We start from the raw sequence: 14532 nt of genomic DNA on the forward strand, positions 1-14532 counted from the left end.
TAATAGCCTCTTTTTATACTACAAAATACGCAATACCGATTATGAAAAAAAACGGCTTTGGGCGAATCGTTAACATCGCTTCCGCTCATGCATATGTTGCATCACCCTTTAAGTCGGCATATGTAGCAGCAAAGCACGGTATCCTTGGACTTACCAAAACCGTTGCTTTAGAAGTGGCTGAGCATAATATTACAGTTAATGCTATTTGCCCGGGTTACGTTAATACTCCCCTAGTCAAGAATCAAATAGCAGATACTGCTAAAGCTAGACATATCAGTGAAGAATCAGCATTAAAAGATGTAGTCCTAAAATCTCAAGCCACAAAAAAATTTGTTGAAGCTGATGAAATAGCAAACTTAGTAATATTCTTATGTGACGAAAAAGCATCATCAATAACAGGTAGCGGACTCTTGATAGATGGCGGCTGGACGGCACAGTAGTTTTTAATTCTTAATATTTGTTAGTTATTGAGAAATAACTAACAATAAAAACTTCTTGCAAAAATTTGATTTACTCCTTTACACTTGAAATAAACCAAAATTTATCCAAGGAGGAATTTATGTCAGGAAAAAAACATGTAAATTTTCAAACTGAAGAAATTGAATTAAATAGAGTAAAAAATGCCAAATTAATTCATTTTAAAGATGAAAACGGTAATAATATAGATGGACAATTAATTATAGGAGAAATAGAGGAAGTAAAAAAACAAAATTTTGAAAGACCTAAAGAAGTTGAAGTAAAGCGTAACCTTGGCAAATTTAAAAAATTTTTAGCCTATCTTGGTGTTATTAAAAATACAAAAAAATTACTATAACTGAAATATATAGAGAAGATGTAGTCACCAAAAAAAAAGACATTATCGGATTTCATAGTTTAGGTGATTTTACAAAGAGTCAATAAATGACTTTGTACAAGAATTAAAAAAATATAAAGGGGCTAAAGCTTATGACCTTAACGATAATGAAACTGATTATATTAATAATGAAGGAAATTTAGTAAGAAATGAAAATATTAAAATTGATTATAATGAAACTATTCTTCAAAAAGATGGAAAAGTATTTGCTATTGAAAAAAATGGTAAGTTCTTAGATTTAGAAGGTAAAGCTTTACAAAAGCAAAATCAGTTTATACAAAAAGGTAGCGGAGTTTATCATTTAAGCGGTGCTACAGACATAAAATATTTTGATAAAGATGAAGATATTACGAATCTTAACACAAAGCCCGCAAGAAGTGCTCTTAAAGGTAGCAGAGAAGCTGCAAAAATAGGAGAAAAACTACGAAAACAACAAGAAGAAAAGAAGTTTGCGGGAATTAAAAAGCCAAAAGGTGCTAAACTTACAAAAGTAGGAATTCCGGTAGTTCCTACTAGACAGATAACTAGATTATAAGTACTTGACCATTATAACGTGTATATTATAATAGTTATGACCAAATTAATATGCACATTATAATAGTCATAATAAATATATGAAAAGGATTTATGAAGTAGTAATAAAAAATCACTTGCACGAAAACAAGCAAATGATTTTCATAGAAGGAGCCCGTCAAGTTGGTAAAACTACTTTAGCTAAAAAAGTAATAGAAAAAACTACTATTTAAATTGGGATGAAGAAAAGGCTCGTTTGCTAATTCTAAAAGGAACAACAGCGATAGCAGATTTGATTGGTTTACATATTCCGGATCAAAATAATTCCATTATTATTTTTGATGAGTTACATAAATTCTCAAACTGGCAAACTTTTTTAAAAGGGTTTTACGATGTTTACGGAGAACGAACTCACATTATAGTTACAAGGTAGCTCAAAACTAGGAGTTTATAAAAAAAGCGGTGATAGTATGATGAGTAGATATTTTCCATATCGTATGCACCCTTTATCAATTGCTGAAGTAATAGAAAACTTTAGTAATCTAACCAAAGAAATAAATTTGCCAAAAAAAATATCTGAAGAACAATTTGAATCTTTATTTAAGTTTGGTGGTTTTCCTGACCCTTATCTTAAAGGATCTTTCACATTTTGGCACAGATGGAAGAAAACTAAAAGTACTCAACTTTTTAAGGAAGACATTAGAGAGTTAACACAAATCCAAGAGTTATCTCAAATGGAAGTTTTAGGAAGTTTTTTGACTTCCTCTATAGGAGGGCTAGCATCTTATAGCTCTCTTGCAAATAAAATTAAAGTATCAATTCCAACCATTACAAGATGGCTTGAGTCATTTTTTTATAGTTATCGTATTTATCCATGGTCAAATAATATTCCAAGAAGTTTAATAAAAGAGCCGAAAATATATTTATGGGATTGGTCGCTTATAGAGGATATAGGAGCAAAATATGAAAATTTTATTGCAAATCATTTATTAAAGTTCTGTCATTTTTGGAGTGATTTAGGGTTTGGCGAATATGAATTATATTTTGTTAGAGATAAACAAAAGAAAGAAGTAGATTTTTTAGTAACAAAAGATAAAAAACCATGGATGCTAGTTGAAGCAAAAACTTCTTCAAATCAAGAATTAAATCCAAAATTGAAATATTTTCAAGAACTTTTAAATTGCCCTTTTGTATTCCAAGTAGCACTTAATATGGAATATAAAGAAATTGACTGCTTCAGTTATAATTACCCTATAATTGTGCCGGCAAAGACTTTCTTATCCCAATTAGTTTAAAGATCGCCAATATACTACAAGTAAATGCAGAGTAGGAGGTATACGAAGATCAACTTCAAAAAGAGCAAGGAGTCCATAAGACGAGGAGCGGAGCGTATACTTAATACGTGAGTACCGCAGAACTTATAGGACGACGTAGCCAATTTTTGAAGTTCATCGAGTATATTAACACTTTACACTTTATAAATGATGTAACTTGTCTATAATAACTAATTAGTAATTAAGTTATTTAAAGCTCGATGAATAGATCTAAGTTTATTTTTTTATCTGCTATTTCAGGTAATGTACTCGAATATTATGATTTTACGGTATATTCAGTTTTTTCGCTGATTATTGGACAAGTTTTTTTCCCGGGTGAGTCAGAATTTATCCGAACTCTTCTAAGCCTTGGAGTATTTGCGGTCGGTTTTCTGACAAGACCGATAGGGGGTATATTATTTGGTTATATCGGTGATAGATACGGCAGACGTATCGCTTTAATAATCTCGATGCTAGGTATGACTATTCCAACCTTTATTATGGGTCTCATACCCTCATACGCAAGTATTGGGATTTATGCCCCTATAACGCTAGTTATAATGCGGCTTATTCAAGGTTTATGTATTAGCGGTGAAGGAACGGGAGCGGCTATTTTTATTCTAGAACATCGTCAAAATTTAAGACCCGGCTTTACGGCTGGTTTGGTTCACAGTTCAAATATTGCAGGTACTTTAGTTGCAACATTTATCGGTATTATAATCGAGCGTTATTTTTCTCATATAGATTTTGCTTGGCGTTTTGCTTTCTTGCTTGGCGGCTTTATGGGTCTTGCCGGATTTTACTTGCGATTGCGTGTATCGGAAACACCGATTTTTAAAATGCTTGAGAAAAAGAAACAAGTTCTTAAAGCACCTTTTTCCAACGTAATTAAAACTGCTTGGAGATCTATGTTTTTAACTATGTGTATAGGTGCTATTGCTAGCAGCGTTATGTATTTAGTGAAAACTTACATAAATGTTTTCTATCATAATGTTATGCATCTTAGTAATACTATTGCTTTATCATATTTGGCTTATAGCTCGTTTATTGCAATGATAGCGATGCCGCTTGCCGGCTGTACTTCTGATATCATTGGAAAATTTAAAATGGCAATGTTTGTCGGAGTTGCTATCTTGATATTAATTTTACCTACTATGTTACTTATGTCGGCAGAAGAGACGTGGCAACAATTTATAGCACTTACAATTCTTGGTATGCTTGCAGGAAGTATAGCAGGCACGGCTTATATATTCGTTATATCCTTATTTACGGCAGAACAAAGATTTACCGGTGTTGCTTTCAGCTACAATTTTGCAATAGCGATATTCGGCGGAACTTCACCGATTATTTCTAGTTGGCTTGTGGAGCATACGGGAATATTTTATGCTCCGGCTTTTTATATCATGATTATTGCTGCCGCATTTTTAGTGATTATGTATATGATGAGAAATGTAATTAAACGAATATCGGATAGTATACTCGTTTAATTTAAAAAATTGGCAACGTTATTTTTTGCTTATAATCCTCACGTAGATTAAACTACGCTGCGGTTATAAGCTTCAAAATGCCTTGCTCTTTTCTAAATTAAACTTCGTCTATTGACTCCTCATTTATGTAGGTATGTGAATATGGAAAATAGAAAAATAACTAGTAATTGGTTTACTGATTTACGTGATTTATTATGTGCGGAATTTGAAAAAATTGAAGAAGAATATGCAAAAGAAAAAGATATAGAACCTGCTAAATTTGTGCGTTCAAACTGGGAACGTAACGGCGGAGGCGGCGGTGTTATGTCTCTTATGAAAGGAGAAGTATTTGAAAAAGTAGGAGTTAATATTTCTACCGTATTCGGTGAATTCTCTCCCGAATTTCGTACAGAAATTCCAGGAGCAGAGCTAGACGGGAAATTCTTTGCAACCGGTATTTCAGTAGTTGCACATCTTAAATCACCGTTAATTCCTGCTATGCATTTTAATACTCGTTATATAGAAACTTCTAAAAGTTGGTTTGGCGGAGGAGGAGATTTAACGCCGTATTATCCGGAAGAAAACGAAACCACAAAATTTCATGCAGCTTTTAAAAAAGCATGTGATAAATATGATTTTAGCTATTATCCTAAATTCAAAAAGCAATGTGACGAATATTTTTATCTAAAGCACCGAAAGGAACCAAGAGGAGTAGGCGGAATATTTTATGATTACTTAAATAGCGGTAATTTTGAGCAGGATTTTGCTTTCACTAAGGATGTAGGTAAGGTTTTACTATCGGTATATCCTGAAATCGTTAGAAATAAGCTATTTTTGCCTTGGACTGCTGAGCAGAAAGAATACCAGCTTATAAGGCGAGGTAGATATGTAGAATTTAATTTACTATATGATTGCGGTACTAAATTCGGTTTAATGACCGATGGGAATGTTGAAGCAATATTAATGTCACTACCACCCGAAGTAAAATGGTGTTAAATACTTAGTTTGATTGCACAAATTGAAAAACACGCTCAGGTGTCATACCGTGGCTTGACCACGGTATCCAAAAATATAACTTACAATACTAATAATTTTATTATTTTTAACTGGATCCCGCGATCAAGTCGCGGGATGACAACAAAAAAATCGTTCCACGCAACAATACCGGTCAAGCCACAGTATAACATCGAAAAGTTACATTATACTAGTCAAATGGTTTCACTATAACCATTAGTACTGCAATAACCATACAAATAGCAGGAATCTCGTTGACTATACGATAAAATTTTTCTGAATGGACATTCTTACCGTTTGCAAAATCTTTTCTCCATCTTGCAAGTAAACCGTGAAAAATCACTAAAATTAACACTGCAAGCATTTTAACGTGAAACCAAGTGTCAAGAGCAACAAATCCGTAAATATGAGCATTTATTAAACCAAATATAAATGTGCTAATCATTGCCGGATTCATAATGAATCTGAGTAATTTTAGCTCCATTACTTGTAAAGTACTATCTAGCTCACTACCTATTTTAGCTTTGGTATGGTAAACATATATTCTAGGTAAATAAAGAAGTCCTGCCATCCAACATATAGCAGATACCAGATGGATTGACTTAAACCATAGATAGTAACTTGCCATTTTTTCCCTTATTAATTCTTTAATTTACACAAGCATTTAGTAAATTCGTTTGGACATATTCTTGTACTAGAGCTACTCGTAACTAAATTAGTATCAACCTTATTAATAAATTGTAGCAATATATTTGTCAAACTATTAAAAAAAATTTTATTTGTCCCAAGCGTCGGGATTCGAGTATATTGAATTTCATATTTATCTGCGATTAATTTATATTCAATATCAAGCTCTACAAGCGTCTCAACATGCTCGGATACAAAGGATATAGGTACAATAATTATGTCTTTTTTTAACTTTCCCGCTAGCTCTATTTCGTCTTCTGTATTCGGTTTTAACCATTCTATAGGCCCTACTCTGCTTTGATAAGTTATCTTATAATCTAGATCTTTTATATTTAATTCTTTGACTATTGCTTTTACTGTTTCTTTTATCTGAAAACTATAAGGATCGCCTGCTTTTATTATTTTTTCGGGTAGCCCGTGAGCAGAAAATAATATACGAAAATTTTTATCGTATAGTTTTTCTTTTATTAAGGAAACATGAGCCTTTATAAAATCTTCTTCTAGAGGATAACAGCAAACTGTTTTAATTGGAATATCAATATCAAGATTTTGTAAAAAATTTTTAACCGACGATCCCGTCGTAGTACTTGAAAATTGAGGGTATAGAGGCAATAATATTATTTCGCTTGGATTATATTTTTTTATTTGATTTATTGTTTCTTTAGCAAATGGTGCTGAATATCTCATATTTATAAAAACAGCAAAATCTTCTTTTATAAGTTGCTTTAGCTTTTCGGTTAGTACTAACCGCTGCTCTTGCGTTTCCTGAAGTAGGGAAGATTTACCGCCGATTAAAGAATAAATTTTTTGAGATTTTTTCTCTCTAGTAATAGAAATTATTTTGGCGATAATATAACGCAAGGGATTTGGTAGATTAATTATAGCTTTGTCATAGAATAAATTAAATAAAAAAGGTTTTACGGATTCAAGGCTATTTGGACCTCCTAAGTTAAAAAGTACTATTGCTATTCTTTTCTTCATATTATTTCATTCTTTAAAACTTCTAACGTATTCTGTTAAAAATTCTACATTTTCCGGAGGTGTTTCAGGCAAAATACCATGTCCTAAATTAAAGATAAAATTCTTTCCTTCCATTACCTGAAGAATTTCGTACGCTTTTTCTTTAATAATCTCTTTATTAGTAAGTAATACAACCGGATCTAAATTACCTTGTACTATTACTTTATCACTCCACTCTTTCATTTTTTCAAGAGGGATCATTTGATCTACGGCTAAAATATCTATCGGTACTTCTTTTATAAATTTTTCGTACAACAATCCCGCTCCTTTAGGAAAAGCAATAATAGGAGTTTTTGGAAAAACTTCTTTTACTTTTAGTATAATCTTTTTTGTCGGCTCTATTACAAATTCTGTAAATTCTTCTTCTGCAAGTACTCCTGACCATGAATCAAAAAGCTTTAAAATATTTGCTCCTGATTCTACTTGATTTATAAGATGATAAGTTGTTTTATCTATTATAAAATTCAATAATTCTTTAGCTAATGCTTTATTTTCATAGATAAATTTTTTGCTCGTTTTAAAATCCTGTTTTCCTTTCCCTTCTAGCATGTAACTCATCACTGTCCAAGGACTTCCTGCAAATCCTATTAAAGAAGTAGTAGATGGTAATTCTTTTTTGACTTTTTTTATTATTTCATAAACCTTTTCTAATTTATTATTCGGATCGCTTTGCAGATATTTAAAATCTTCTTGCGATCTAAATTGTCTTAATATAGGTCCTATGTTTTCTTTAAAATCCACTTCCCATCCGAGAGCATGAGGTAAAACTAATATATCGGAAAAGATAATAGCTGCATCAAAATGATAACGTCTTATCGGTTGTAATGTTACTTCCGTTGCTTTGTTAACATCATAACAAAAATCTAGAAAATTTTTTGTTGTTTCTCTTATTTTTTTATATTCCGGTAAATATCTACCTGCTTGACGCATAAACCAAACAGGTATTTTATCACTATTTCCTTTTAATGGATTTAAAGGTTGCTTCATACTATTACTAAAAATATTAAATTAATAAATATATTTATTATTTCTTGTTTATGTAAACAGAATTATGTAGATTAAATGTTTTGAACAGAGTTATCAACAAAATTTTCATTAAGATTTTCTCAAAAATATTAGTATTTTTAATTATAATTCACATAAGTTTGTAATGAATTTATACAAGTGGATAATTAAGTGTAAAATTCATTTATAGCTTAGAAAAGACTATTTTTTCAAAGAAAAATGATATTTATTCACAATTTTATCCACAAACTATTTATTTAAAAGAAAATACACTAGATTTACTTGATTTAATAAGGATTTGAGGAAATTTTTAATAGATTTTAATAGGAAAAATAACAAGTTATTAAAAAATTTATCCACAATTACATGTGTAAAGTATGACAAAGCTAATTATTCACTTGGTTTCAGACTCTTCCGTGCAAACTGCAAAATATGCAGCAAATTCTGCTCTTGCACAATTTACTTCCGTAAAACCAAAATTATATCATTGGCCAATGATTAGAAATTTGGAATTGCTAAATGAAGTATTAAGTAAAATAGAATCTAAACATGGGATAGTATTATACACGATTGCCTATCAAGAATTAAGAAAGACATTGACAAAATTTTGTTATGAATTAAAAATCCCGTGTATTTCCGTAATAGGTAAAATTATTAAAGAAATGTCTGTTTTTTCAGGTATTGAAATAGAAAAAGAACAGAATTATAATTATAAATTCGATAAAACTTATTTTGATACGCTTAATGCTATAGATTATGCCATAAGACATGATGACGGACAAATGCTTAATGAGTTACCGGAAGCCGATATAATATTAATAGGCCCTTCTAGGACTTCCAAAACTCCGACTTCCGTATTTTTAGCGTATAACGGTCTAAAAGCTGCCAATATTCCTTATGTTTATAATTGTCCTTTTCCTGATTTTATAGAAAAAGATATAGATCAGTTGGTGGTAGGGCTCGTCATTAATCCAAATAGGTTAATTGAGATAAGAGAAGCTAGGTTAAATTTATTGCAAATTAATGAAAATAAAAGCTATACGGATTTTAATATAGTACAAAAAGAGTGTTTGGAAGTCAGAAAAATTTGTGAGCAAAGAAATTGGCCGGTAATTGACGTATCTACTAGATCAATAGAGGAAACGGCGGCTTTAATAATGCGGATGTATTATAATAGAAAAAATAAATATAATAAATAAAAAGATTTTCATTATTTACAAGTAGAAGCCTGTACTTTATAATTTTATTTATAAATATAGATGTTGTCCACATGGATCAGAAAACAACGCTATGTCATTCCCGCGAAAGCGGGAACCCAGTTAACAATAAGAAAACAGAAAGTTTTATATAAATTTAAAAACTTCAATAGTCCTATATTTTCAAATTTTTTCTGGATTCCCGCCTTTGCGGGAATGACATAGAAGCCATATGGACAATACCACAAAAATATAAAGGACAAATATGGCAAATAACGTAACGGATAGCTCTTTTGAAAAGGAAGTATTAGAATCGGATTTACCGGTACTAGTCGATTTTTGGGCAGAATGGTGTGGACCATGCAAAATGTTAACACCGATAATAGATGAAATCAGTAAAGAATTACAAGGCAAAGTAAAAGTACTTAAAATGAATATTGATGAAAATCCTAACACTCCTTCAGAATACAGTATTCGTAGTATTCCGACAATAATGTTATTTAAAAACGGTGAACAGAAAGATACTAAAATAGGTTTGCAGCAAAAAAGCTCTCTTTTAGATTGGATTAATAAATCTATTTAATATTTATTTTATGTCACTTAGCCATTCAAAAGTATTTATAGAGATAACCAATGGTTATGTAGAAGGCATAGATACTCACAAAAGAGCTCAAGGTTTAAAACATTTTTTTTTGAAAAAAGGAGTTTCTCTTTCTCCAAATATACCCATATTAAATAATATTAATTTTTCTTGTTATGAAGGAGAAAAAATAGCTTTTATAGGAAGTAACGGTTCGGGAAAAAGTTCACTTCTAAAGCTAATCGCCGGAATATATCCGTTAAAATCAGGTACAATAAAAGTTTATGGAGATATTGCAGCAATTATAGATATGGGAGTCGGTTTTGAGCCAGAACAAACCGGTCGTGAAAATATAAAAATGTTAATGCTATATAATAATATGCTGGATAAATATAGCAAAAAAATCGAAAAAGAGATTATAGATTTTTCAGAACTCGGCAGTAAAATTGATTTGCCGATAAAAATTTATAGCTCAGGTATGTTATCACGCCTTGCTTTTTCCGTGTCAATATTTCAAAATCCGCAAATTTTGTTACTTGATGAGGTTTTTGCGGCAGGCGATAGCTATTTTATAGAAAAATCTCTTAGTTTAATGAAGAATAAATTTAAAAATACTCCTATTTCAATAATAGTAAGTCATCAAGAAGAAATTATAAAAGATAATTGCGATAGATGTATTTTATTAAAAGACGGTAATATTATAGGTAATGGAACCCCATCAGAAATGTTTAAAATTTATAATAGACTTCTTGTATAACTTGCTTCTAAGGGTAATTTGTGCGTCGATCCGGTACTCGAATCCTCACGTATGTCTAATACGCTGCGGTTCTGTGTTCTGTGTCTCCTGCAAATTCCTCCTTATTAGCTACGTTATGCAAGAAGTCTAATGGAGAAACTCATAAATGATAAAGTATTTTTTTTCTAAAAAATACTGGCGGGCAATAGCATTATTGGTTAAAGCTTCTATAATTAGACAAAATAAGGATTCTTTTTTAGGTTCTTTATGGAGTTTAATTCAGCCTTTTATTCACATAATGGTAATTTCATATTTTTTCGGTTTTTTATTAAGACAACCAAGAGAATTTATGGTAATGAACTTAGTCGGCGGTATTCCTTTATGGAGTTTTATAGTAAGCAGCCTAACGATTTGTTCAAGTTCTTTAGTTACACGTGATCAAATAATAAAAAAGGTTAGAATTTCTAAGACTTTTTTTCCTGTTGCGGATAGTTTAGGGCAATTATATACTTTAATTTGTTCATTTTCGGCAATGTATTTTGCTTTTATTTTATTATTTCCGGAAAAATTTTCTTGGCAAATAATATTTATGCCGATATTAATTTTGCCCTTAATAATATGCGTGATTAGCGGCTCTATCGCAGTAGCATTTTTAACGCCGTATATTCGAGATATTCCGCAAATATTAAATGTTATTCTTGGAGTTATTTATTGGAGTATACCGATAGTTTATCCCTATTCGCTAATTCCAGAATCTAAAAGGATATATTTTGAGTTTAATCCGTTCTTTTTAGTTATAAGACCTGTACAAGCATTGGTGATTGACGGAACATTACCGGATATGATGTTAATAGTTAAGTCTGTTATAGTCGCATTTATCACTGTTTGTATAAGTTATTTTATTTACAGACAATTTTCTAAAAGAGTTATTTATTATTTATGAAACTTGGTTTTAATCTAGATTTTAATGAATTAGATTTAACCGGACTTAAAAAATTAGATCAAATATTTTTAGATTATCTCTTTAAAGCCGATAGATCTCTGCATAAAGATTTAATATTATTTAGATCAACTCCTTTCTCTATTATTCCACAAGATTATTCTGAGTTTTTGTTAAAAATTTCCCCTTATTTAGATGATTTTTTAGCAGAGTTATTTTGTATTTCAAAAGAAGTAATAATATCAAGGCTGAAACATAAAGATTTTGATATTATTTATGAATGTAAAAGAAAATTTGTTCAGCGTATTGCCGTAAAAAAATATCCACCGGAAAAAATAAAAAATATTGATTTTGAAGAGGTATATTTAAAGCTAACTGATTTTATAGGTACGAATTTTACTTCTAGAGAATTTGCAAAACAAATAATTATATGGCAACAGGAGGAAGAGAGTTTCGTAGAAGAGTTAGACATAGCAGCACAATATGCAGCTTATAGGGTTTATGGTCAATGTCATTCTCTTTACGATCGCTGTCATTCCCGCGTAAGCGGGAATCTAGAAAAATTAAGTCTGGATCCCCGTTTTCACGGGGATAACATAAGAAACGATAGTATATTATTCAATCTCCCACAAAAACTAGATAAAGAAAATCTAATAGACGATAAAAAAATATTAAAATATCAAAGGAATCAACGAATAGATTTTAATTATATCGATATCTTTTCAAATTTAGAGGAAGCTTTAAATGATTCTCATTATTGCATTTATTGTCATAAGCAGGATAAGGATTCATGTTCTAAGGGGATAAGTGTCATCCCGCGACTCGATCGCGGGATGACAACCGGTTGTCCTTTAAAGCAAAAAATTTCCGAAATGAATTATGTTAAGGCACAAGGTTTTAACCTAAGTGCTCTTGCTATTATTGTTATTGATAATCCGATGGTTGCAGCAACGGGTCATAGGATTTGTAATGATTGTGTGAGAGCTTGTATTTATCAAAAGCAAGATCCGGTAAATATTCCTTTAATAGAATCAAATATTTTGGAAGAAACGCTTAAATTACCTTATGGTCTAGAGATATATCTACTCCTTACCCGCTGGAATCCGCTTAATATTTATGCACCGCTTCCGCAAGAATCTACTAATTATAATATTTTAGTTACCGGTCTTGGTCCTGCAGGTTTTAGCCTTAGCTATTATTTATTACGGTCAGGTCACAATGTCACGGCTATTGACGGCTTAAAAATTTCTCTCCTGCCTTTTGATATTAATAAACCTATCAAATTTTGGCATGAATATAAAAGTTTGTTATCGGAAAGAATGACAAGGGGATTTGGAGGGGTAGCAGAATACGGTATAACTGTTCGCTGGGATAAAAATAACCTTGATATATTGCGGCTAATATTAGAGAGAAATGATAACTTTAAATATTATGACGGAGTGACTTTAGGTAGCAATATAACGAAAGAACAAGCTTTTAGTTTAGGCTTTGATCATATAGCTTTTTGCATTGGAGCAGGTCAGCCGAAAGTTTTAGATATAGAAAATTTTGAAGCTAAAGGCGTAAAAACGGCTTCTGATTTTTTAATGACTCTGCAAAGCGGAGGAGCATTTTTAGAAAATTCTAATGCTAATATGCTAATTAGGATACCGATTGCAATCATAGGCGGTGGTCTTACTTCAATTGATGCGGCAACGGAAAGTCTATATTACTATAAAATGCAAGTAGAGAGATTTTTTAAAGATTATGAGCTTGCTGCTCAAAAATACGGCAAAGATTATATAGAAAAAGATTTAACGGAGGAAGATAAAGAAATAGCTGAAGAATTTATTGCTCATGCAAGATTATTTAAAGAAGCTAAGAATAATGAAGAATTAAGAAAGGTTTTTAATAAGCTTGGCGGTAGCACCATCTATTATCGTGGAAAATTGCAAGAATCACCTGCATATAAGTTAAATCACGAAGAGCTAATATATGCTATGGCACTTGGTGTTGATTTTAGAGAAAATATGCAGCCTTTAAGGATTAACACCGATAAATACGGTCATGTAGAGTCTGTGACGTTCAGTGTCATCCCGCGAGCTTGGATCGGGATCCAGGGAAAGTATCAGGACAATATTATGGATCCCGCGATCAAGTCGCGGGATGACACTGAAGTACTTAAAGCCAAAACCGTGATTATGGCAATCGGTATAGAAAATAACCTTGAACTCGATGAGAATAAATATAGTTATTTCGGTGATTGTAACCCTGAATATTCAGGTAGTGTGGTTAAGGCACTTGCAAGTAGCAAGGAAGGATATGAAAATATTAACAAAAGACTTATAAATAATAACCCTAGTTTTAAAGATAGTCACAAAGACTTTATAACGCAGCTTGATTATTTATTGATCAGCAGAATCCATAAAATAAATATTTTAGATGATAAAACTTTTGAGTTGGTGATTCACTCACCTCTTGCTGCTAAAAATTTTAAGTTCGGTCAGTTCTTTCGCTTACAAAATTATTCTGAAGATGCTGCTAAATTAATAGAACCGGTAGCCTTAAGCCCTACAGATATTGATATAGAAAAAGGTTTAATTAGTTTTATAGTTTTTGAAGTAGGTAAGTCTACTAGCTTATGTAAAACATTATCCGAAAATGAGAAAGTGATTTTAATGGGACCGACAGGCATGCCGCTAGAAATACCTCAAAATAAAAAAATAGTTATTGTTGATTCCGAAGTCGGTAATGTAGGCTTATTGAAAGTTTTAAAAGAAAATAATAATGAAGTTATATTTTTTACCTATCCTGATATAAAAACCCGTAAATTAACTTCTGTGGATAGAGTAATAATTAATGCTTCTCCTGAAATAATAGAGGAATTGCAAAGTCTAAAAAATGAAATATTCGGTGAAAATACGGAGCTAATAGTTAGCGTTAATTCATCGATGCAATGTATGATGAAAGGAATTTGTGGACAATGTATACAAAAAGTTAAAGGAGAGCAGAAATATATTTTTGCATGTAGCTGTCAAAATCAAAAAGCAGAAATAGTTGATTTTGAGAGTTTAAAAACTCGTTTATGCCAAAATTCTTTACAAGAAAAAATGAGAAGATTAGTTTGATAGGCAGTCATGCCGTGGCTTGACCACGGTATCTAGAAAAACAACTTATAATATTAGTATTTGTCTAGTTTTTACTGGATTCCGCGATCAAGTCGCGGTATG

At 31.3% G+C, this 14532-nt stretch carries 13 protein-coding genes and 2 pseudogenes; 11 read left to right on the forward strand and 4 right to left on the reverse strand.

Features of this window, described 5'->3' with window-relative positions; all coding sequences use genetic code 11:
• Positions 1–41: 41 nt before the first annotated feature.
• The 6 genes and pseudogenes from ACIAS7_RS02170 (at position 42) to hemF (ending at position 5141) form a co-directional block, all read left to right on the forward strand.
• Positions 42–440 carry an SDR family oxidoreductase gene (locus tag ACIAS7_RS02170; RefSeq protein WP_473199388.1) on the forward strand — a complete coding sequence of 133 codons (399 nt, stop codon included), beginning with the start codon at positions 42–44 and terminating at the stop codon, positions 438–440.
• A gap of 119 nt (positions 441–559) precedes the next feature.
• Positions 560–814: a hypothetical protein gene (locus ACIAS7_RS02175; protein WP_473199153.1), complete on the forward strand. Its 255-nt coding sequence runs from the start codon at positions 560–562 to the stop codon at positions 812–814.
• A 707-nt stretch (positions 815–1521) separates the two neighbouring features.
• A pseudogene (locus tag ACIAS7_RS02180) lies at positions 1522–1799 on the forward strand (ATP-binding protein).
• Positions 1800–1863: 64 nt separating this feature from the next.
• Entirely contained in the window at positions 1864–2661 is a 798-nt protein-coding gene (locus ACIAS7_RS02185; RefSeq protein ID WP_473199154.1) for an ATP-binding protein, read from the forward strand.
• 239 nt (positions 2662–2900) lie between these two features.
• Positions 2901–4166, forward strand: coding sequence for an MFS transporter (locus tag ACIAS7_RS02190; RefSeq protein ID WP_473199155.1), 1266 nt, complete (start codon positions 2901–2903; stop codon positions 4164–4166).
• Positions 4167–4301: 135 nt separating this feature from the next.
• Positions 4302–5141 (forward strand): oxygen-dependent coproporphyrinogen oxidase, encoded by an 840-nt coding sequence (hemF, locus tag ACIAS7_RS02195; protein ID WP_473199389.1) that lies wholly within the window; start codon positions 4302–4304, stop codon positions 5139–5141.
• 208 nt (positions 5142–5349) lie between these two features.
• Here the strand turns inward: hemF and hemJ are convergent, their stop codons facing one another.
• Genes hemJ through hemE form a run of 3 tightly spaced genes read right to left on the reverse strand, consistent with a single transcriptional unit; the run spans position 5350 to position 7853 of the window.
• Positions 5350–5787 carry a protoporphyrinogen oxidase HemJ gene (gene hemJ, locus ACIAS7_RS02200; protein ID WP_473199156.1) on the reverse strand — a complete coding sequence of 146 codons (438 nt, stop codon included), beginning with the start codon at positions 5785–5787 and terminating at the stop codon, positions 5350–5352.
• Between the two features lie 11 nt (positions 5788–5798).
• Positions 5799–6827 carry a ferrochelatase gene (gene hemH, locus ACIAS7_RS02205; protein WP_473199157.1) on the reverse strand — a complete coding sequence of 343 codons (1029 nt, stop codon included), beginning with the start codon at positions 6825–6827 and terminating at the stop codon, positions 5799–5801.
• A gap of 6 nt (positions 6828–6833) precedes the next feature.
• A complete protein-coding gene (hemE, locus tag ACIAS7_RS02210; protein WP_473199158.1) occupies positions 6834–7853 on the reverse strand; it encodes a uroporphyrinogen decarboxylase in 1020 nt (339 codons plus the stop codon).
• Between the two features lie 395 nt (positions 7854–8248).
• On the opposite strand from hemE, the gene ACIAS7_RS02215 reads away from it, so the two are divergent.
• From ACIAS7_RS02215 to ACIAS7_RS02225, 3 genes are all read left to right on the forward strand, one after another.
• Positions 8249–9070, forward strand: coding sequence for a pyruvate, water dikinase regulatory protein (locus ACIAS7_RS02215; RefSeq protein ID WP_473199159.1), 822 nt, complete (start codon positions 8249–8251; stop codon positions 9068–9070).
• A 262-nt stretch (positions 9071–9332) separates the two neighbouring features.
• On the forward strand, positions 9333–9650 hold the full coding sequence (gene trxA, locus ACIAS7_RS02220) for a thioredoxin (protein WP_473199160.1): 318 nt from the start codon (positions 9333–9335) through the stop codon (positions 9648–9650).
• Positions 9651–9660: 10 nt separating this feature from the next.
• Positions 9661–10404, forward strand: a complete 744-nt coding sequence (locus tag ACIAS7_RS02225; RefSeq protein WP_473199161.1) for an ABC transporter ATP-binding protein — start codon at positions 9661–9663, stop codon at positions 10402–10404.
• Here the strand turns inward: ACIAS7_RS02225 and ACIAS7_RS02230 are convergent.
• Positions 10386–10525: pseudogene (locus ACIAS7_RS02230) on the reverse strand (palindromic element RPE1 domain-containing protein); the annotation flags it as partial. The gene ACIAS7_RS02225 and the pseudogene ACIAS7_RS02230 sit on opposite strands and share 19 nt — an antisense overlap.
• A 24-nt stretch (positions 10526–10549) precedes the next feature.
• On the opposite strand from ACIAS7_RS02230, the gene ACIAS7_RS02235 reads away from it, so the two are divergent.
• Complete coding sequence (locus ACIAS7_RS02235) at positions 10550–11326, forward strand: ABC transporter permease (protein ID WP_473199162.1); 777 nt, start codon at positions 10550–10552, stop codon at positions 11324–11326.
• A complete protein-coding gene (locus tag ACIAS7_RS02240; protein ID WP_473199163.1) occupies positions 11323–14430 on the forward strand; it encodes a 2-polyprenylphenol hydroxylase in 3108 nt (1035 codons plus the stop codon). Before ACIAS7_RS02235 ends, ACIAS7_RS02240 begins: the two co-directional genes overlap by 4 nt.
• Positions 14431–14532: the final 102 nt, after the last annotated feature.

The organism is Rickettsia sp. 109562A South Dakota, assembly GCF_055791265.1.